The 20,134-nt window shown below is 72.6% G+C and carries 15 protein-coding genes; 6 read left to right on the top strand and 9 right to left on the bottom strand.

The window, feature by feature from the left end; genetic code table 11:
• Positions 1 to 291 precede the first annotated feature (291 nt).
• Positions 292 to 2,253 carry a hypothetical protein gene (locus tag ACZ4N4_RS15055; RefSeq protein WP_467588413.1) on the top strand — a complete coding sequence of 654 codons (1,962 nt, stop codon included), beginning with the start codon at positions 292 to 294 and terminating at the stop codon, positions 2,251 to 2,253.
• Between the two features lie 140 nt (positions 2,254 to 2,393).
• On the opposite strand, the gene ACZ4N4_RS15050 is transcribed toward ACZ4N4_RS15055, so the two are convergent.
• From ACZ4N4_RS15050 to ACZ4N4_RS15035, 4 genes are all read right to left on the bottom strand, one after another.
• A complete protein-coding gene (locus tag ACZ4N4_RS15050; protein ID WP_351316879.1) occupies positions 2,394 to 2,561 on the bottom strand; it encodes a DUF6760 family protein in 168 nt (55 codons plus the stop codon).
• Positions 2,558 to 3,028 (bottom strand): hypothetical protein, encoded by a 471-nt coding sequence (locus tag ACZ4N4_RS15045; protein ID WP_450760172.1) that lies wholly within the window; start codon positions 3,026 to 3,028, stop codon positions 2,558 to 2,560. The genes ACZ4N4_RS15050 and ACZ4N4_RS15045 overlap by 4 nt, the downstream gene beginning before the upstream one ends.
• Positions 3,028 to 3,471: a phage tail protein gene (locus ACZ4N4_RS15040; protein ID WP_189262970.1), complete on the bottom strand. Its 444-nt coding sequence runs from the start codon at positions 3,469 to 3,471 to the stop codon at positions 3,028 to 3,030. Before ACZ4N4_RS15040 ends, ACZ4N4_RS15045 begins: the two co-directional genes overlap by 1 nt.
• 62 nt (positions 3,472 to 3,533) lie before the next feature.
• A complete protein-coding gene (locus tag ACZ4N4_RS15035) occupies positions 3,534 to 5,117 on the bottom strand; it encodes a phage tail sheath subtilisin-like domain-containing protein (RefSeq protein ID WP_467588407.1) in 1,584 nt (527 codons plus the stop codon).
• Positions 5,118 to 5,372: 255 nt separating this feature from the next.
• Between ACZ4N4_RS15035 and ACZ4N4_RS15030 the strand changes: the two genes are divergently transcribed.
• The 3 genes from ACZ4N4_RS15030 to ACZ4N4_RS15020 all read left to right on the top strand — a co-directional run bounded on the left by ACZ4N4_RS15030 (position 5,373) and on the right by ACZ4N4_RS15020 (position 10,533).
• On the top strand, positions 5,373 to 7,499 hold the full coding sequence (locus ACZ4N4_RS15030; protein ID WP_467588405.1) for an eCIS core domain-containing protein: 2,127 nt from the start codon (positions 5,373 to 5,375) through the stop codon (positions 7,497 to 7,499).
• A gap of 149 nt (positions 7,500 to 7,648) precedes the next feature.
• On the top strand, positions 7,649 to 9,091 hold the full coding sequence (locus ACZ4N4_RS15025) for a hydrolase (protein ID WP_467588402.1): 1,443 nt from the start codon (positions 7,649 to 7,651) through the stop codon (positions 9,089 to 9,091).
• Positions 9,088 to 10,533, top strand: coding sequence for an RICIN domain-containing protein (locus ACZ4N4_RS15020; protein ID WP_467588399.1), 1,446 nt, complete (start codon positions 9,088 to 9,090; stop codon positions 10,531 to 10,533). The genes ACZ4N4_RS15025 and ACZ4N4_RS15020 overlap by 4 nt, the downstream gene beginning before the upstream one ends.
• An 8-nt stretch (positions 10,534 to 10,541) precedes the next feature.
• Here ACZ4N4_RS15020 and ACZ4N4_RS15015 read toward each other — a convergent pair whose 3' ends face one another.
• The 3 genes from ACZ4N4_RS15015 to ACZ4N4_RS15005 form a co-directional block, all read right to left on the bottom strand.
• Entirely contained in the window at positions 10,542 to 12,497 is a 1,956-nt protein-coding gene (locus tag ACZ4N4_RS15015; protein ID WP_467588397.1) for an ATP-binding protein, read from the bottom strand.
• Positions 12,494 to 13,153 (bottom strand): Pvc16 family protein, encoded by a 660-nt coding sequence (locus ACZ4N4_RS15010; protein ID WP_453568657.1) that lies wholly within the window; start codon positions 13,151 to 13,153, stop codon positions 12,494 to 12,496. The genes ACZ4N4_RS15015 and ACZ4N4_RS15010 overlap by 4 nt, the downstream gene beginning before the upstream one ends.
• A 125-nt stretch (positions 13,154 to 13,278) precedes the next feature.
• Positions 13,279 to 13,929, bottom strand: a complete 651-nt coding sequence (locus tag ACZ4N4_RS15005) for a helix-turn-helix transcriptional regulator (RefSeq protein WP_453568655.1) — start codon at positions 13,927 to 13,929, stop codon at positions 13,279 to 13,281.
• A 426-nt stretch (positions 13,930 to 14,355) separates the two neighbouring features.
• Between ACZ4N4_RS15005 and ACZ4N4_RS15000 the strand changes: the two genes are divergently transcribed.
• Positions 14,356 to 17,088 carry a LuxR C-terminal-related transcriptional regulator gene (locus ACZ4N4_RS15000; RefSeq protein ID WP_467588393.1) on the top strand — a complete coding sequence of 911 codons (2,733 nt, stop codon included), beginning with the start codon at positions 14,356 to 14,358 and terminating at the stop codon, positions 17,086 to 17,088.
• Positions 17,089 to 17,437: 349 nt separating this feature from the next.
• Here ACZ4N4_RS15000 and ACZ4N4_RS14995 read toward each other — a convergent pair whose 3' ends face one another.
• Entirely contained in the window at positions 17,438 to 18,673 is a 1,236-nt protein-coding gene (locus tag ACZ4N4_RS14995; protein ID WP_467588391.1) for an amidohydrolase, read from the bottom strand.
• A 168-nt stretch (positions 18,674 to 18,841) separates the two neighbouring features.
• Between ACZ4N4_RS14995 and ACZ4N4_RS14990 the strand changes: the two genes are divergently transcribed.
• The gene (locus ACZ4N4_RS14990; protein ID WP_467588389.1) at positions 18,842 to 19,075 is read left to right on the top strand and encodes an antitoxin; all 234 of its coding nucleotides are present in this window, start codon (positions 18,842 to 18,844) and stop codon (positions 19,073 to 19,075) included.
• A gap of 114 nt (positions 19,076 to 19,189) precedes the next feature.
• Here the strand turns inward: ACZ4N4_RS14990 and ACZ4N4_RS14985 are convergent, their stop codons facing one another.
• Positions 19,190 to 20,128 carry an MIP/aquaporin family protein gene (locus tag ACZ4N4_RS14985; RefSeq protein WP_467588387.1) on the bottom strand — a complete coding sequence of 313 codons (939 nt, stop codon included), beginning with the start codon at positions 20,126 to 20,128 and terminating at the stop codon, positions 19,190 to 19,192.
• Positions 20,129 to 20,134 lie beyond the last annotated feature (6 nt).

Genomic DNA, 20,134 nt, shown 5'->3' with positions numbered 1-20,134 from the left:
GCCTTGCCGCCGTCCGTCGGAGAAGCTCCGGCGGTACCCGTGAGGGGGGCGCCGAGGCCAGGGCGAGGGGAGCCGGGAGCCGGCGCTGAGGGCCGGGACGCTGTCGAAGTACCTTCCGGCGCGACCCTGCCGGGCTCATGCGCGGGCATCGGCACGGCAGCCGGTACGGCGCCGGTGGCGGCCGCGCTCTCCGTGACCCGCCGCTGCACGGGCGCCTCGCGGCCACCGCTCGCGGCCGGGGAGACCGAGGCTCGCCGACTCTGCGACACGGCAGGGGGCACGGTGCCGGGGGTGGGCGAAGCAGCGGCGGCGGCTTCGGTGGTGGGGCCGGTCATGGGCCGCGGTGCCGAACTCCCCGCCGTACGACCGCCTTCCGGGGCGGGGGTGTGCGGGGCGGCCGGGCCCGTGGCCGTACGGCGCTGCACGGGAGGCGTCGCGGGGCTGCCGCTCGGGGTACCGCTCACCGTCCGCCGCTGCACCGGGGTCCGCGTTCCGGCGCCGGACATGCCGGAAGGCCCGCCGCGGTCCGGGGACCCGGCGGACGGCGCGGGCGTCGGGGGCACCGGGGGTGTCGCAGGGGGCGTGGCAGGGGCACGCGGAGGTGCCGTACGTTCCGTGGCCCTGGGAGACACGGGAGCCGCTGCCGTACCACGGCCACCGGACGCGGACCGCTGTACGGCGGCCGGTGCCGGTGCCGGTCCGGACGGAGCGCCGCCCGGGGCATGCGTGGAGGTATCGGGGGAGGTACGGCCACCCTCGTGCGGAGGCGACGACCAGCCGCCGCTCACCGGCACCGGATCCCCGGCACCGCCCGCCGCCGTTTCGCCCGCGGCTCGGTCACCCTCACCCGATGCCGACACCGCACTCTCGCTCGTCACCGTCCTGGGCGCCGACGGCAACGTCCGCCGCTGCACGGCCGTCACCGACGTGCCCACCGGCGCATGCGTCAGCGCGCTGCGGCGAGGCGGGACGGGCGGTGCGGCCGTGACCCGCGGACCGGTGGCCGGAGCCGGAGCGACCGGAGCCGCCTGCGGAGCCCATGCCACCGGTACGGCCGCCGGCACGACGGCCACCGCCCGCTGCACAGCAGGCACCGCCCGCCGCCCGTCCCCAGCGGTCCTCGTGGCGGAGGAGCCCGAGGAGAACGACGGGGTCGAGGAGATCGCGGGGGCCGCTACGACCGAGGCGGCCGACGCAGCTGGGGGAGCGGAGGGGGTGGAGGAAACCGACGGGGCCGGCGCGGCTGGGAAGGCCGACGAGGTCGAGGACGCCGACGGGGTGGACGAGGTTGAGGAAGCCGGCGAGGTGGACGCGGCCGAGGAGACCGACGGGGTCGCGGAGGTCGAAGGTGCCGAGGACATCGGCGAAGTAGGTGTAGGCGAGGTCGAGGAGACCGGCGGAGTCGGGGAGACCGACGGAGTCGGGGACATCGGCGAAGTAAGCGAGGTCGAAGGGGTCGAAGGGGTCGTGGACGACGGGGTGGACGGGGTCGAGGAAGCCGACGGGGTCGCCGGTATCGGCGCACTCCCCCCGCTCCGTACCGCTCCCGCTCCTGTCCCCGGCGTCCGCGCGGCCGCACCACCGCCACGCTGCCCCGCCGACGGCGCGCGCTGCACCACCGGAACCCGCTGCACCACCGGCGCGCGCTGCACCACCGGAACCCTCTGCACCGCCGGCGCGCGCTGCACCGCCGACCCAGCCGAACCCACCGATCCAGCGGACCCGGTAGACCCAGCCGACCTCACGAAACCAGGCGCACCCGCAGCCCCGGCCGAACCCGCACCGGAACCCGCAGCCCCAGCCGAACCCGCACTCCCGGCCCCAGCCAAACGCCTAGTTCCACCCGCACCCGCAGGTCCAGCCGAACCCGCAGCCGAAGCCGGCCCACCACCCGCGGTCGGCCCGCCCCCGCCCACCGGCGTCGAAGATCCTGCTCGTATCGCCCGCAGCGGCACCACCGGAACCGCCGAGGTCCGGCCGGTGGCCGGACCCGTCAGGCCCGGCGTTCCCGTCAGGCCGGCCGAGTCGGCCGGACCCGACAACGGCAGCCGCTGCACCGGGCGTTCCAGGCCGGACACGGCCCCCGTACCGGTTGTCCCGGTGCGGCCGCCGCCGGACAGGCCCGCGCTCGACTCGCCGTCCAGGACCGCGTGCGAGCGCATGCCCATGAACGACGGGTTCTGCCAGGTCGGCAGTCGGCCGCCGAACCCCGAGTCCGCGACCGGCCCGGCCGCCGTCCCCAGCGCACGCTGAATCGGCGGCAGCCCGGACCAGGCCGCCGCCACCACGGGACGCGGCGCCTCGACAGGACGCGGCGCCTCGACAGAGGCCTCGGCCCCGGCCCCGGTCGCTGCCGCCCCGCGCCCCCGTATCCGATCCCACAACCCCACCGCTCAGCCCTCCGCCCCTGCGGAGGCCGCCCGGGTCACCAGGGACGCGATCTCCGCCGTGTAACGGCGGCGGTCGGCGTGCTCCAGGTCCAGGATGTCCTCCAGGCTCCAGTGGAAGTGGTAGGCGACGTACGCGATCTCCTCGTGCAGCCGGTCGGTCGCGTACGTCACGATTCCCCCAGGCGGCTCCCGCCGAGTTCCACCTCGAAGGGCTCCGAGCAGTGCGGGCAGTTGACCGCGGCCCGGGTGTGGCCCTCCGCGTTGATCTGGCGGTAGAAGTCCTGCAGGAACGCCAGGTCGGAGGCGAACATGTTCTCCACGATCCCGTCGTGGACGAAGGAGAGCGTGCCGAGCCGGGTGATGACCCGGCCGAGCAGTACCACCGACAGGAACGCGGGATTCTCCTGGACGCGCACGTCCCGGAGCGGGATCAGTTCGTCCCGTGCCGTGGACAGGCGCATCACGCCGTCGCGGTGGACGGTGCCGTGCTCGTCGACGTACCCGCGGGGCAGCTGGAACGGGAACTCCGTGCGCAGCACCTCGACGGGTGTCTCCGGTTGCTGAGGGGCCTGGGGCGCCGGCTCCTCCGGTGCGAGCGGCGCGCCCACTCCCCCGGCCCTGGCAGCCGAACGCCTCATTACTCGATGACCAGTTCTTCGAACGTGATGGTCACCGTCTCGGTCAGCGCGGCCGCTTCGCCCGCCTTGACCGTGCTGGTGTCGATCTTGCTGCACCAGGCGTTGCGCAGGTTGTAGCGCTTCACCGGGTTGTTCTCGAAGTCCATCATGATGATGGAGGCGTTCTTGCGGGCCGTGGCCATCTGGCCGTTGATCGACTCGTTGATCCACTGGGTGAACGACGAGGACTGGGTCATACCGCGTACGACCGTGCAGGTGCCGTTCTTCTTCACGCCCGGCAGGTTGCGGACGTGGTTCTTCCCGTCCGGCGTGTTCTGCTGGTAGGTGATGACGTCCTGCTCCATCGTCATGCCGCTGACCTCGGCGAGGTACTCGACCATCACGCCGTCGATCTGCAGGCCGAAATTGTGCGATGTGAGGGCGTCACCCGGCTGGAGACTCATGTGTTACTGCCCGTTCTTCTCAAGATGCCTGGGAAACAAGGGGGTTGGGACCCGGGGGTCCGCTACTCCTGGAGCTCGCCGCTGCCGCTGGAGAACTGGGCCAGCCGGAAGATCACGAACTCGGCCGGCTTGACCGGCGCGATGCCGATCTCGCAGATCACGCGGCCGACGTCGACCGACTCCGGCGGGTTGGTCTCCTCGTCGCACTTGACGTAGTACGCCTCCTCGGGCCGCTGCCCGAACAGGGCGCCGCTGCGCCACTCGTTGACCAGGAACGCGGAGATGTTGCGCCGGATACGGGCCCAGAGGTTGTGGTCGTTGGGCTCGAAGACCACCCACTGGGTGCCGATCAGGATCGACTCCTCCAGGTAGTTGAAGTACCGGCGGATGTTCAGGTAGCGCCAGGCCGGGTCGGAGGACAGCGTGCGCGCGCCCCAGATGCGGATGCCCCGGCCCGGGAAGGCGCGGATGCAGTTGACGCCGATCGGGTTCAGCAGGTCCTGCTCGCCGCGGGTGATCTGGAGTTCCAGGTCGACCGCGCCGCGGATCACCTCGTTCGCGGGGGCCTTGTGGACACCGCGCTCGGCGTCGTTGCGGGCCCAGACGCCGGCCACGTGGCCGGACGGCGGGATCAGCCGGGACTGGCCGGAGGCCGGGTCGAAGGTCTTGATCCAGGGGTAGTACAGGGCCGCGTACTTGGAGTCGTAGCCGGCCGTCTCCTGGCGCCAGACCCGGATCTGGCGGGCGTTGAGGCTGGGCGGCGGGTCGATGACCGCGACCCGGTCGCCCATCAGCTCGCAGTGCGCGATCAGGCCGAGCTGGACGGCCTTGACGGCCTCCAGGTCGATCGCGCCGCGCTGGTAGGCGGCCATCAGGTCGGGCACGGCCACCATGGACACCTCGTCGACGGCCTCCAGGCCGCCGAAGCCGGTGCGGTCGGCCGAGTCGCCGAGGTAGGTGGCGGGGCCGGGGTGAGAACCGGCGTCCGCGACGGGGGACGCGGACGCCGGGGCAGGGGTCGGGGCCACGAGGGCCACCGTCTGGTTCTCCGGACGGGCCAGCTGCGCGGCGGGCGCGGCCTCGGTCACGGTGATGAGCTTGGAGCGCTCCTTGACCTGCGTGACGACGTAGTTGCGGCCGCCCTTCTTCGCGGTCACGTCGAAGGTCTCGACGGCCTTGCCGCCGTCCTTGACGACCAGCTTGAAGCGCTCGGCGGGGCCTTCGCCCTCCGGGTCGGCGACCTCGACGCTCAGGTCACCCGAGGCCACCGCGCTCACCGTGAAGGTGCCGAGCTGCTTGGCCTCGCCGGGCGGCAGCGCGGCCGGCGCGGCCGGACTCCCGACGGCGGCGGGCGCGTCGACGGCGCCGTCGGCGCCTCCCCGGGTGCCGCCGACACGGACGACGTAGGCCGCCGTGCCGCCGTTGTTGAAGAAGCCGTAGACGGAGTGCGCGAGGTAGTACCCGTCGGTGAACTCACCGAAGGACGCGACGTACTGCGTCCAGTTGGTCACCAGCGTCGGCTCGTTCAGCGGACCGGTCGGGGCCAGGCCCACGAAGGCCGCCACCGACGTGCCCACCCCCTCGATGGGGCGCGAGCCGCTGGCCACCTCCTCGACGTAGACGCCGGGCGACAGGTAGGACGGCATGCTCTGCTCTCCTCGGGGTACGAGACAGGAACAATCCCACCCTCACGCGCGAAGCGCGCATCCCGAAACGTCCTCCGGTGCCTCACCGGGGGCAGTTCCCTTGCCCGCAAGGGCAGTCCGGGCCGCCCCGCAGCCCTTCGGCCGGCGAGTCTGCCCGCGATCCTGCCCCCGCGGACCTCCCGGTGTCCGGGACCCGCCGGGTACGGAGGAGGAAGGCCCCTGTCGAGGCCTTTGTCGACCGAACGGGAACCGGCCATGCGCACTCAAGCAGAGAACCGCTCCACCGCGGGCCGTGACGGCGACCGCCCGACCACCCGGAAAGCCGCCGCCGCTCCCCCCTTGGCAGCCCTCCAGCGGTCCGCGGGGAACGCCGCGGTGACCCGGGCGATCCAACGGGCCCGCCAGGAGGGCGAGGCGGAGGAGCAGCAGGCCGACGAGGCCGTGCCGGTACGGCCGCGGACGTCGGTCGCCGACGCCGTCGGCACGCCCGGTGTGCCGCTGGAGCCCCGCATCCTGCAGCGGGCGGAGAGCGCGTACGGAATGGACTTCGGCCATGTGCGCGTGCACAGCGATCCGGTCGCCCAGCGCTCGGCCGAGGAGCTCGGGGCCCGGGCCTACACCACCGGCCCGCACATCGTGCTCGGCGGGAACCGCGTCACCGACGAGGTGCTGTACGAAGAGGTCGACCACGTCCGCCAGCAGGCCCTGGGACCCGTGCCCGGCACCGCCAACGGCAGGGGCGAGAAGGTCTCCCATCCGGACGACCCGTTCGAGCGGAGCGCCGGCTCCAACGGGCGCAAGCTGGCCCGGGGCGCCGCGCCCGACCTCGCCCTGCCCGGGTCCCCCGCACCGTCCGCCGACGCGGTGCAGCGCAGCCCGGACGAGGACGACGCGGTGCAGCGCAGCCCGGACGGGGACGTCCCCGTCCAGCGGGCACCCGGCGAGGGATCCACGACGGAAGCCACGGCCGAACCGGAGATCGCACCCGCGACCGAGCCCTCGCCCCCGGCCTCGCCCGCGGTCGGCGCCGCCACCCCCGTGTCCGCGCTCCCGGCCACCGCCCGCCTCGCGCGGCTCATCGTCGGGGGGACCGCCGAGATCCGGAACAAGCAGGTGCGGTCCGTCCTCGACAAGCGGGAGCGCAACGGCCCGAAGTTCACGGCCGAGGAACTCCAGATGATCAGGACCGCCGAGGCCGAGGATCCCGGCTGGCTGCGGACGGTCGGCCTGTGCACCCACCTCGAGGCAGAGGACTACATCAAGAAGGACGACTTCCACAGCTGGCTGGCGCAGCCCAAGGGCAAGCGTCTGCTCATCGCCACCCTGCGGTGGCAGCAGCACGCCGAGGGCAAGGGGAAGGCAGCGGCCGGTGCCGGCCCCCGGCCGGACTACCAGCTCGGCCGCCACCACGCCATGCGCGACGCGTCCAACCCCGAGGAGGAGCGGGAACAGCTCACCGGGGAGCGGAACGAGCAGATCTTCCGGACCTTCGTCGCGACCATGCTCCCTCCCGGTGTCTCCGACGACGTACCGAACGCCGCCGAGCACCGCAAGCGCGTGGAGCGCGGCACCGAGATCCTCACCAAGATCTTCCTGATCCTGAAGGAGGGGCTGCAGGTCTTCAACCCGAAGACCGGTCTCCACGAGGACTTCAAGGACGACGTCGCGCACGCCCTGGCCTACGGCGGTCGCGTCAACATCCGCATCCCGCAGCTGGCCGACGGCCAGCACGGCTACGAACTCCCCCGATGGCTCCACATCACCAGGGAGAATCCCAGGTTCTACGAGCCCAACGCGAAGCCCGAGGCCCCGGTGTACAAGCGCACGTACGCCACCCACCACATGGACATCGGCGACAACAAGCCCGGACAGCCGGGCCGCTTCGTGGAGAAGGGCGGGCTGGCGGCCACCGCCCAGAACCTCGTCGACCCCCACAGCCACCTCTACGGAATGGGGGTGGGCATCGGAGGCACGGGGAACAAGGGCTACCACGGCGGGACCATCCTCCCGGACGAGTCGCACGGGCACCTGTTCATGGGGTACAAGCCGCCGACCGGCAAGCGGGACGGGGCACTTCAGGTCGGCATCGAGACCGCCGGACCGGGCGGCCGGACCCCCGAGGGCTACGAACACAACTGGAAGAGCAGCGAGAAGACCGCCAACCCCTTCAGCAACTTCGGAGGCCACAAGGACGACAAGATCGGCGGCGACGCGCCCCTGAGTGCCAGTCAGCGCTATGTCGACCTACGGCAGTTCGGCGACTGGCTGAAGAAGCTGAAGGATCTGGAAGCGGCCTGGACGACCGAACTCGCCAAGGCGACGACCAACGAGGAGAGGGCGGCACTGTACCGGGACCTGATCGGAAAGCGCTCCGATGCGTAGGCCATCCGCACCGCACACGGCACGGCACGGCAGCGACGTCCGCACCGCACACGGCACCGTCCGCAGGGGCAACGAGTCCGGCCCCTGCGGCACCGCGGTGTGCCCCGCTGTCCGCTGCGTCGGCTTCGCGCCCCGCATAGCGTCGACGCGTGAGCCTGTGGACTTCCCTGGAACCCGCCTCCGCGACCGTGGACCCCGGGTCCTCCACCCGCGTCCGTCTGCGATTGCGGAACACGGGTGACGTCGTCGACGAGTACCGCTTCGAACCGGTCGGCCCGATCGCCCCCTGGACGACCGTCGAGCCTCCCACCCTCCGGCTCTATCCGGGCACCACGGGCACCGTCGAGCTGACCTTCGCCCCGCCACGGACCTCCGACGCCACGGCCGGACCCAACCCCTACGCGGTCCGCATCACGCCCACGGAGCACCCCGAGGCCGTCACCGTCCCCGAGGGCAACCTCACCATCACGCCCTTCACCGAGCTGCGCGCGGAGCTGGTCCCGCCCACGGTCAAGGGCCGCTTCCGGGGCCGCCCCAAACTGGCCATCGACAACCTCGGCAACACCAGACTCACCGCCTCGGTCAGCGGCAACGACAACGGCGACCAGCTCGTCTACGACCTCCACCCCAGCAACGTCCAGATCGAACCCGGCCGCGCCGCCTTCATCGACGCCAAGCTCAAACCCCGGCGAATCATCTGGTTCGGACCGAAGGAACAGCGGCCGTACCGGCTCACCATCCAGCGCTCGGGGCTGAATCCGGAGCCCGTCGACGGGACGTACATCCAGCGCGGGTTCCTGCCCCGCTGGCTGGCCACCCTCTTCGGCACCCTGCTGGCCCTCGCCATCACCTTCGCCCTGATCTGGTTCAACTACAAGCCCCACGTGGGGAGCCTCGCCGAGGAGCAGATCCAGGAGGCCGGGGTGAGTTCGCTCGCGCCCAGTCCCTCGGCCACCCCGACTCCGCCGCCGGCGCCCAGTGTCACGGCCTCCACCCCGCCCGCCACTCCGGACGCCGGGGACGGCGGCAACGGAAACGGCGGCGGCGGGGGCGGGGGAGGCGGTGGTGCGACGGCCACCGTGACCGCCAAGCCCAAGCAGGACACCGCGGCGACGGCCGTGAACCGGCTCGCCGCGGCCGACCCGGCCGGCCGGCACATCTGCTACCGCGCCTACGTCCAGGGCACCGGCTGGCAGAAGCCCGTCTGCGACGGCACCATGGCCGGCACGGTCGGCAAGAACACCCCGATCAAGGCCATCAACATCGCGGTGTACGGCGTCCAGGGCTCCGCCGCCAACGCCTTCCTCTACAACCCCCAGTCCACGGACGGCAAGGGCAAGTGGAACCCGAACTGGACGGCGATCATGCCCGACGGCAAGGACAACTACATCGGCAGCACGAAGGCGGCCGACCCCTACATCGAGGGCTTCGCCTTCAACGTCGGCAGCGGGCAGGGCTGCAACTACGCCAAGGTCCGCGACCACGACTGGGGCGACCAGTGGTGCAAGGGCGCCCGCCCCGACCTCGACTTCGTCGGCACCCTCGACAACACGCTCTGGCTGGAAGCCTTCAAGCTGACGGTGCCCGCATGACTCTCTGGACCTCCCTGGAGCCCGCGTCCGCGACCGTCGACCCGGGCGCCTCGACCCGGGTACGACTGCGGCTGCGCAACACGGGTGACATCGTCGACGAGTACCGCTTCGAACCGGTCGGCCCGATCGCCCCCTGGACGACGGTCGAACCGCAGACGCTCCGCCTCTATCCGGGCACCACGGGCACGGTCGAGCTGACCTTCGCCCCGCCACGGACCTCGGACGCGACAGCGGGCCCCAACCCCTACGCGGTCCGCATCACGCCCACGGAGCACCCCGAGGCCGTCACCGTCCCCGAGGGCAACCTCACCATCACGCCCTTCACCGAGGTACGGGCCGAGCTGGTCCCGCCCACGGTCAAGGGCCGCTTCCGGGGCCGCCCCAAACTGGCCATCGACAACCTCGGCAACACCAGACTCACCGCCTCGGTCAGCGGCAACGACAACGGCGACCAGCTCGTCTACGACCTCCACCCCAGCAACGTCCAGATCGAACCCGGCCGCGCCGCCTTCATCAAGGCCACGCTCAAACCCCGGCGAATCATCTGGTTCGGATCGAAGGAACAGCGACCTTACGCGCTCACCATCCAGCGCTCGGGCGTCAATCCACAGCCTGTGGACGGCACCTACATCCAGCGCGGCTTCCTGCCCCGCTGGATCGCCACCCTCTTCGGCACCCTGCTGGCCCTCGCCATCACCTTCGCCCTGATCTGGTTCGCCTACAAACCCCACGTGGGGAGCCTCGCCCAGGAACAGCCCCAGGAAGCCGGGGTGAGCTCCCTCGCGCCCAGCCCCTCGGCCGGCGCACCCCTCGCCGCCGCACCGGCGCCCTCCCCGTCCCAGGTGGAGCAGCAGCCGGACAACGACGACCACGACTCGTCCGACACCCAGGCGGGCGGAGGCGGCGGCCGGCCCCAGCCGTCTCCGAAGGCGTCGAAGAAGAAGGTCCCGAAACCCGTCGTACCGGCGTACAACATCCTGTTGCGCAACACCACGACCAAGAAGTGCGCGGACGTCCCCGGCTACGACAAGGGGAGCAGCAACGGCCCGGTGCGGGAGTACACCTGCAACGAGACCACCGCGGACAACCAGCTGTGGAACCTCGAGGTGCGCTACGCGAAGGGCGGCCCCGGCTCGGCCGCGCTCTTCCAGATCCGCAACGTCAAGGACCAGTTGTGCATGGACCTGCCCTACTACGGTTCGGCCAAGCTGTCCTCACCGATCACCGAGTACAAGTGTGACGGCACCAAGGCCGACAACCAGCTCTGGTGGATCGACAAGCAGCCCAGCGGCGCCTACTGGATCCGCAACTTCGCCAGCGACAACCTCTGCCTGGACGTGGCCGGGTACAGCACCGGCGCCAACGACACCAACCTGACTCTGTACTACTGCTCGAACACGGACGACCAGGAGTGGGGGATCGTGCACCCGTCGGGCGACTAGCGAACCGGTCACCAGGTGCCCGGTACCAGGCGTCCCGCCTTGCGGTATTCGCGCCGGGCGCCGTCCAGGAGGTTCGCCGCGGTGACCGGCTCTCCGGCTCCGGCGGCCAGGTAGGCGGCGGTGACCACCGCGCTGCGGATGGCGCCGCCGGCCAGTTCGAAGTCGCGGGCCAGTGGGCCGAGTTCGATGTCCGGCTCGCTCGGTACGTGCACCAGCCCGTGCCGCCACAGTGCCAGCCGTTGCTCCTCGTCCGGGAACGGGAAGTCGATCACCAGGTCCAGGCGGCGGGTGAAGGCCTCGTCGATGTTGGCGCGCAGGTTGGTGGTGAGCAGCGCGATGCCGTTGAAGGCCTCCAGTCGCTGGAGCAGGTAGGCCGACTCCAGGTTGGCGTACCGGTCGTGGGCGTCCTTGACCTCGGAGCGCTTGCCGAAGACGGCGTCGGCCTCGTCGAAGAGCAGCACGGCGTCGGTGCGGTCGGCCTCGGTGAAGATGCGCTCCAGGTTCTTCTCGGTCTCGCCCACGTACTTGTCGACGACGGAGGAGAGCTGGACGACGTAGAGATCCAGGCCGAGTTCGGCGGCCACGACCTCCGCCGACAGGGTCTTGCCGGTGCCCGACTCGCCCGCGAACAGGCCCAGCACCCCACGGCCCCGCCCGCCGCCGGCGCTCAGCCGCCAGTCGCCGAGCACTCGGTCGCGGTGGCGGGCGCGCAGGGCCAGTTCGCGCAGTTCGGTGAGCGGGCGATCGGGCAGCACCAGGTCCCGCCAGTCGACGGCGGGCCGGATCCGGCGGGCGTGCTGTTCGAGTCCCGAAGCCGACTGCTGGCGGGCGGCCAGCCGGAGGTGGCCGGCGGCCAGCGGGGTGCCGTCGAAGGCGGCCAGCGCCTGCGCCGCCCGCGCCGCCCGGGCGAGCCGGTCGCCGCCCAGGTGGTACGGGGCGACGGTGGCCGCCAGGTCGAAGCCGGAGGTGTCCGGCAGTACGGCCGCCCAGGCATCCACGGCCACGGCGCGCCGGGACGGCACCTCCAGGACGAGGGGGTCGCGGTGGTCGCACCACTGGGGGTCGTAGGGGTGAGGGGTGGTGATCAGCGCGGTGACGTCGGCGTAGCCGTTCAGCCTCTCGGCGAACGCCCGGGGCCCGGCCGCGTCGACGAGTACCGCCCGGCCGCGCAGCCGGGCCTCCCGGAGCACCTCCGGGACGTGTTCCTCGGGGCCGGTGTAGTGCAGGACCTCCATGCCGGCCAGCCGCAGCGCGGCCGTCGCACAGCCGAGGCCCTCGCCCTCCCGGCGCTCCCGCAGGTACCCGAAGAGCGGCCCGGCGGCGATCCGCCCGGCCAGCCGCCGGACGAACTCCTCGTCGACGGGTTCGCTGTCGTACGAGGGGGCGCGCAGGTGTCCGGCGAGGGCCGGGTCCGGGGTGTCGTCGCCGAGGAGGTGGGCCAGGACCCGGTCGGGGACGCGCAACGAGCGGCTGAGGAAGGGGCGTTCGGGCTCCTCGACGGTGAGCAGGCCGAGCGCGGTGAGCGGGGCGGTGGGATGGAAGCGGGCGCGGGCCTCGGCGAGCTGGGCGGGGACGCCGTACAGGTCGAGGGCGAGGGCGATGGTGGCGCGGCGGCGGCCGACGTCGTCGTTGAGGTAGCCGTACAGCGGCTCGAAGGTGCGGTCCAGGTCCGGGGCGAGCGCGATGAGCAGGATCGCGGTGTCGAGGGAGGTGAGACGGAGGCGGCCGGCGAGTTCGGCCAGCCGGTCGGTGAAGTCCTCGCCCAGCTCGGGGAGTTCGACGGGGGTCTCCGGGCGCAGAAGGTGCCGTACCGCCTCCTCGGAGAGGTACAGGCCGCGCAGCGGGTCGGTGGCCGTCGGGTCGCCGGCCGAGCGGTGGGCGACGAGGGCGGCGGCCCGGTCACGCAGTCCCGCCAGCCGGGCGAGAAGCGGTGCGACCGGCGTCAGGGAGACGTCGAGGGTCACGCCCGGGTCCTCCGGGCGGCCTTGGCCTGGGCGATCTGGCCGGGCCGGTGGGCCCGCTCCTCGAGGACCGGTGCGTCCTCCTCCAGTCCCCCGCGGACACGGACGGCGGCGCCCTCGGTGACCGGCGGACCGGCGTCGTACTCGGGGTAGGCCGGGAAGGGTGCGGTGATGACGACGTCCAGGGAGGGCTTGAGCTCACCGCCGAGCGCGGACCAGATCTCGGCCAGGGAGCGGGCCTCGGTCTGGATGCCGGCCACCGAGAGCTGCACGGTCAGCCCCAGTTCCCGCAGGGAGGGCGGCAGTTCGTCCGGATGGATCAGCTCTCTCGGGATCAGGGTCGCCAGCACGGCGCTGATCAGCCGGTGTTCGTCCTCGGGGCGCTTGGTCCACGCCGTCACCAGGTACGACAGCCGGAACCAGCGGGGCGGCTGCCGGCGCTTGACGACGACGTCCCGGTCGTCCCGGACGTCGATGTGCCCGCGCTGCCGCCGTTTCACGTCCTCCCGGATGTCGTACAGATAGCTGTTGATCACCGGACCGTTGCGGCGGGCCGCCCAGTCGCGGGTCGGGGCGTCGAAGGAGACGTCGATGCCGGAGCCCTCCAGCGCACCGCCGGACAGCATGTCCCGCAGCACCTGGTCCACCTCGTGGATCACGCCTGACTCACCACCCCATGGACCTGTCCGCACTCATGTCCATCCTGCCCTTCGGCCCCGGCGTGCCCGCAGGAGCGGCCGGGCAGACCGTGTTGCCCGGGAACCGGTGGCTGCTGCCCGTTCGGTCAGATGTAGCCTTCCCGGAGGGCATGGGCCACGGCGTGTGCCCGGTTGCGCAGATGCAGCCGGGTCGTCAGCCCGTGCATGACGTTCTTGACGGTGCGCTCGGAGTAGGACAGCTTGCTGGCGATCTCACCGGTGTCGAGCCCCTCGGCGACCAGCCGCAGTACGTCCACCTCGCGGGCGGACAGCCCGGAGGCCGGGGCGCCGGGACGGCCTGCGGCGTTACGGTGCAGGGTGCCGACCTGGTTGATCAGCCGGCCGAGCAGGTCGGCCGGGAGGTCGCCGTCGCCGCGGGCGGCCGCGAGCACGGCCTGCACGATGCGGAGTTCGGTGGCCTCGTGGCGCCAGACGATGGCGCCGACCCCGCACTCGATCACATCGAGCAGCTCGGTCTCGCGCAGCGCCCCGACCACGAGCACGGCCCGCGCGCCCTCGCTGCGTACGACGCGGCGCAGCCGGGTCAGTTCCGGTTCGTCGAGGCTGTCGCTGACGAGCAGGGCGACCGTGCCGGGGCCGGTCTCGGACTCCTCACGCACCTCGATCTCCGGGTGCCGGCGCAGCTGGCTGAGCGCGCCCTCACGGGAGATCGGGTCCGGTGCGTACACGGCGACGGGCGTGCGGGTGACCGACGCTAATGAGCTGTTGCTGACCAACCGCTTCCCCTATGTCCACGTGCTCGTCACCCCTGAGGGAACGGTGACGGGCGGGAGTACCCAGCCTGATGGGACCAAAGGGGCAACGACAATCGTGGACGACCACGACAGGGACCACGAGATGTGGGGGGGGTGCATCGGTCCGTGGCTCGCTGCGGGTACGTCGTGGCTGGTCGCGCCCACGCGGCGGCGGCCGCATATCGAACACAGGCCCGCGCCCCCCAGAAGGTGGGACCAGTGAACCGACCTGAAAGGGGCGGGGGGAACTGCGCGAACAACCCCCGCCGGCCCGCAGCGACCCACGGCCCCCTGCCGAATGTGCCAACCCGGCAACAAACCCCCAGCCCAGCCCGCCTCCCCACAACCTCTCCCGTTGCCGCCCCCTCTAACCCCCCGAACCCACCAGCGCACCGCGAGGAGCCAGGAATGATGCATTCGTCCCCTGAACTCGTCGACGCCATGCACCTGTTGGCCGAAGAGGCGACGCGCACCCGGTCCGGGACCGGCCGCCTCGTGCTGCTGCGGGGCGCCACCGGAACCGGCCGCACCACCGTCATGGAGGCCGTGGCCGAGCAGGCGGCCGCCCTCGGCCTGAGAACGCTCCGCGCCCGCTGCTCCCCCGCCGACACCGGCATCTCCTTCGCCACCGTCCTGCAACTCCTCGGGCCTGTTCCTGAGTTCGCCGACCTCGCGGTGGACGGCGACGAGCGGGCGACCGCCGCCGCACTGTGGCGGGTGCTGCGCGCCTACGCCGAGGACTCGCCGCTGCTCGTCGCCGTGGACGACGTGCACCTCGCCGACGCCCCCTCGCACCGCTGGCTCGTGGAGTCCGCCCGCCACATAGACCGCTTACCGATCCTCCTGGTCGTCGGCGAACGCAGCCAGTACGACCTCGACCCGCCCACCCCCGGCTTCGCCCACACCCTCCCCCCGGCGCTCGTCCGGACCCACACCCTCGCCCCCCTCACCCCGCAGGCCGCGGGCCGCCGGGTGCGTGACGCGTTCCCGGGCGCGGACCGGGCCTGGGTGGAGGACTGCGTGCGGGCCGCCGCGGGCAGTCCGCTGCTCCTGCGCGCCCTGCTGGACGACCTCCGCGAGGCCCGGCACACGGCGGTGCCCACCGCAACCGCCGCGCTGTACCCGGGCGCGTACCCGGCCGCCGTCCGCTGGTGGCTGGACAGTGCCGGACCGGCCACCACGGAGGTCGCCCGCGCCCTGGCCGTACTGGAGGAGAACACCGGCGCCGCACTGCCGGAGATCGACTTCACGCCCCTGCTCGCCGAGCTGGCCGGCGCCGACCCCACGCGGGTGGCCGGCTGGCTCACCGCGATGACCAACCTCGGGCTGCTCGCCCCCGGCCCCGGCGGCCGCCCGCACTATCCGCACCCCCTGCTGCGCGACGCGGTCCTCGCCGGTGTGCCCGCGGCCCGCCGCCGGGCCGTGCACCGGGCGATCGCCGAGGCGATGCTCCGCCAGGACGCCCCCGCCGAGGCCGTGGCCCGCCAACTGCTCGCGACCGGCCCGGTGACCGCGCCCTGGGCGGTGCCCCTGCTCCAGGACGCGGCCGCGCTCGCCCTCTTCGACGGCCGGGCCGCGGACGCGGTCGGCTATCTGCGCCGGGCCCTGGAGGAACCGCTCTCCGACGACCGCAGGCAGCGGCTGCTGACCGAACTGGGCTCGCTGGAGTACGCGGCGCCCCGCTCCTCCGCGGCGATCCCCCGGCTCGCCGAGGCGGTCCGGCTGCCCGCCGCCCCGCAGGACCGGGTACGCGCGGCCGTCGCCCTCGGCACCGCGCTGACCGGCCGGGGCCGCACCCGCAAGGCCGTCGAACTGCTGCGGTCCGTGGACGACGAGCTGAACGACCACCCCGACCTGGTGCGCACCCTGCACACCGCCACCGTCCTCCTCTCCGACCAGGACCAGGAGATACGGCAGGAGGTCTACCGCCGGCTGTCCGAGACCGCCGAACGCTCCCCGGAGCTGGTCGGCTCCGCCGGGCACGCCCTGCTGGTGCGGCACGCGGCCTCCGCGGGCCTCACCTCGGCCCGGGACGCCATGCGGCGGCTGCGCACCCTGCTCGCCGAGCCGACCGACCCGCTCACCGAGCCGTTCCTGGTCGGTACCGCGGCCACGGTCGCCCAGTGGGCCGACGAACTCGACGAGGCCGACCGGCTGGTGGCCCGGGGGCTGGCCGGGCAGCGCCCCGACCTGCTGCACCCCATGCACCAGGCCCTGCTCAACAGCCGCTCCGACATCGCGGCGGCCCGCGCCGACTACAGCCGCCCGCCGGTCGTGCCCGAGTCGGTCACGCCCGGCAACGCCCAGGCGCACACCCTGGTCGCGCTGGTGGAGACCGGCCGTACCGCGCAGGCCGAAAACCTGGTCGCCGGGCTCGACCTGCGGGAGGCACCGGACTCCTGGGAGCTGAACCGGTTCCTCTACGCGCGGGGAGTGGTGCGGGCCGCCGCCGGTGATCCGGCGGCGGCGCTGCACGACTTCCTGGAGTGCGGCCGCCGCCAGTCCGCCCGTGAGGTGATCAGCCCGGTGGTCACCCCCTGGCGTACGGCCGCCGCCGAGTGCCGGCTGGCCCTCGGCCGCCCCCTCGAAGCCATCGTCCTGGCCGAGGAGGAACTGCGGCTGGCCCGGATCTGGGGCACCCCGCGCACGGTGGGCCGGGCGCTGCGCGTTCTCGGTACGGCGACCGGCGGCCGCCGGGGTCTGGAACTCACCGAGGAGGCCGTGGCGCTGCTGCGCGGCGGCGGCCCCGCCGGTACCGAGCCGGCGCTGGCCCTGCTCGCCCTGGGCCGCCAGTTGACCGCCGCCGGCGAGGCCGTCCGGGCCCGCGACTGCCTGCGGGAGGCCCTGGCGTACGCCGAACGGCTCGGTGCCGTACGGCTGGTGGAGCTGGCGGAGGAGATGCTGCGGAAAGGCGGCGCCCGCTCCCCCAGACGCCGTACGGGCGCCGCCTCCCTGACCGGCAGCGAGCGCCGGATCGCCGAACTCGCCGCCGAGGGCCGCACCAACGTGGAGATCGCGGCCCTGCTCCATCTGGCCCGCCGTACCGTGGAGACCCATCTCACCCACACGTACAGGAAGCTGGGCATCCGCCGGCGGGCCGAACTGCGCCCGGCTCTGGATCAGGGCGCCCCGCGCCAGTAGAGGTCCAGGGCGTCCAGGGCGCGGCCTGGTCGCCGGTGAGCCGGTCCCGGACGTGCGGGGCGCGCGCGGTGTCCAGCATCCTCCGCGCGACCGTGCCGTACGCCGGATGGCCGGGGGTGCGGCCGTCCCCCAGCCATTCCAGGCAACTTCTCACCAGGTTCCGGTAGTTGGTGCGGGTCGCGTTGCCGTGTTCCAGGTCGGTCCCGTAGCCGGGGCCCTGCTGCCGGGCCAGCTCCGTCCACGGCTCGAGCACCCGCGGCGCGATCAGATGGTCCTCGAAGCGGCTGGCCGGCGATCCCGGCGGACCGGCGGACGAGCGCCCTGCGTTGACCCCGGAGCGCGCCCGGGGTCAGGGAGCCAGCCAGTGGCCGGCCGCCGCGAGCAGCGCCCGTACGCCCGTCTCGATGGTGGGCTCCGGGACGGGGGCGAAGTGCGGGGAGTGGTTGGAGGGGATCTGCGGCGGTATGCCGTCGCGGACCAGGGCCTCCAGGTCGACGTCCACGAAGAGCCGGTGGTCGGCGCCGCCGACGAACCAGAACACCGAGGGCGCCCCCAGGGCCGTACCGAAGGCGCCGAAGTCCTCGCTGTTGGGGACCGGAGAGGTCAACTCGAAGGTGAGGCTCGGGAATTCGGTGGCCAGCGCGGCCTGTACGGCCTCGGTGGCGGCGGGGTCGTTGTGGGTGACCGGGAAGGAGTCGATGGGGACGATCTCCGGTTCCCTCGGGGCGGCGGAGGCGGCCGCCTCGGCCAGGACGATCCGCTCGACCGCCGCCAGAACCCGCTCCCGTACGGCCGCGGTGGTGGAGCGTATGTTGATCTTCAGCTCCACAGTGTCCGGGATGATGTTCTCCTTGGTGCCGCCGTGGATCGAACCGACGGTGACGACGGCCTGCTGGCCCGCGCCCACCTCCCGGGAGACGACCGTCTGCAGCCGCATCACCACGGCGGCGGCCAGCACCACCGGGTCGACGGTCGCCTCCGGCGTGGAGCCGTGGCCGCCCCGCCCGAACAGCGTGACCCGCATGCTGTCCGCACCCGCCATCAGCGCCCCCGCCCGGGTCCCGACCAGCCCGGCCGGCGCGGCCGCCACATGCTGGGCCAGGCACACGTCCGGCCGCGGGAACCGCTCGGCGAACCCGTCCGCGAGCATCTTCGGCGCCCCGCCCACCTCCTCGGCCGGCTGGAACACCGCCACCACCGTCCCCCGCCAGCCGTCCCGCACGGCGGCCAGCTGCCCGGCGGCACCCAGCAGCCAGGCGACGTGCATGTCATGCCCGCACGCGTGCATCACCCCGTCGTTCTTCGAGGCGTACGGCAGCCCGGTCTCCTCCCGTACCGGCAGCGCGTCCATGTCGGCACGCAGCAGGACGACGGGGCCGTCACCGTTGGCCAGCACCCCGACCACCCCGGTGCCGCCGACCCGCTCGGTGACCTCCCAGCCCTGCTCCCGCAACCGCTCCGCGACCAGCGCCGCGGTCCGCTCCTCCTCGAAGGACAGCTCCGGATGCGCGTGCAGATCCTCGTACAGCGCCCGCAGTTCGGGGAGCTTCCCGGTCAGGCCGGTCAGGAGGGGGCTGTTGCTCATGGCGTCGTCTCCAGGGTGGGCGGAGTGCTTGCCTTCCGAGTCTCCACCGTCACCCGCCGCGGGGAACGCCCGAGCGCTCCTTTCACACCCTGCCGAACGCCTCACGCCCTGCCGAACGCCCCCGGTGCCGTCTTGCCGCGGCCCGCTTCCGCCGGAGAAGATTCCCGCATGTTCGATGGACTCGACGGACTGAAGAACCTGGCGGAGAAGGCGAAGGACGTCGCCGAGGAACACGGTGACGTCATCGAGACCGGTCTGGAGAAGGCCGGCGACCTGGCCGACGAACGCACCGACGGCAAGTACAGCGAGCAGATCGACACCGGCGTCTCGAAGGCCCAGCGACTGGTGCGGCGGCTGGGCGAACAGGGCGGCGAGCAGGGTTCGGAGAAAACCGGGCCCTGACCACCGCTCACCACAGCTCCGGCTACGGCTACGGCTACGGCCACGGCCACGGCTACGGCCACGGCTACGGCTACGACGACCGGTCTGCGGCCACGGCTCCAACGACCGGTCCGGCTACGACTCGTCCGTCGTCGGGCGGGTCCGGCCCGGCTCCGGCAGTTCGCCGCGCTTGAGCCGGGCGTGCAGGACGTCGCCGATGAACAGGTCGTAGATCAGTACCCCGATCACACCGCCGATCAGCGGTCCGACGATCGGGATCCACCAATAACTGCTGAACCCGGCCCCGTTGCCCGGGAACGCGAGACTCTTCCACCCGGCGAGCCAGGTGAACACCCGGGGCCCGAAGTCGCGGGCCGGGTTGATGGCGTAGCCGGCGTTCGCGCCGTAGGACATGCCGATGGCGGCGACGGCGAGGCCGATGACAAACGGGCCGAGGTTGGACCCCACGGCCGTGTTGCGCAGGTCGACGACCGCGACGACGAACATGACCAGGAACGCCGTTCCCACGATCTGGTCGATCAGCGGCCCCCAGATTCCGCCGTGGAAGTACGGCGCCGGGAAGGTGGCGAAGATGGAGAAGGTGGCCTCGGTGTGCCCGCCCACCTTCGGCGGCTTCGACACGGAGTCGAACGCGTTGATCGCGTCGTGGTAGACGAGGAAGACCAACGCGGCCCCGGCGAAGGCGCCCAGCACCTGCGACACCCAGTAGGGCACCACCTTCGCCCACGGGAACTTACGGCGCACGGCGAACGCGAGCGTCACCGCCGGGTTCAGATGAGCACCGCTGACACCGCCGGCCACATAGATGGCGAAGGTCACGGCCAGGCCCCAGCCCCAGGCGATCAGAAGCCAGTCACCGGCGGCGAGGAAGATCGTCGTGGGGGTCTCCGCACGCCCCGACCCTGGCAGCGCGGCCACTGCCATCGCCACCACACCCGCTCCGAACGAGAGGATGACGAAGGTCCCGAGAAACTCTGCCAGGCACTCACCGAGCAGGCCTCCACGGCTTCTGAGCCGGGAGGGCTTGAGGAGAGGAGATATTTCCACAGCCATCGCTGG

It is taken from the genome of Streptomyces sp. NPDC026538, from assembly GCF_055567535.1.
This window is presented reverse-complemented; position numbering and strand designations above follow the sequence as displayed.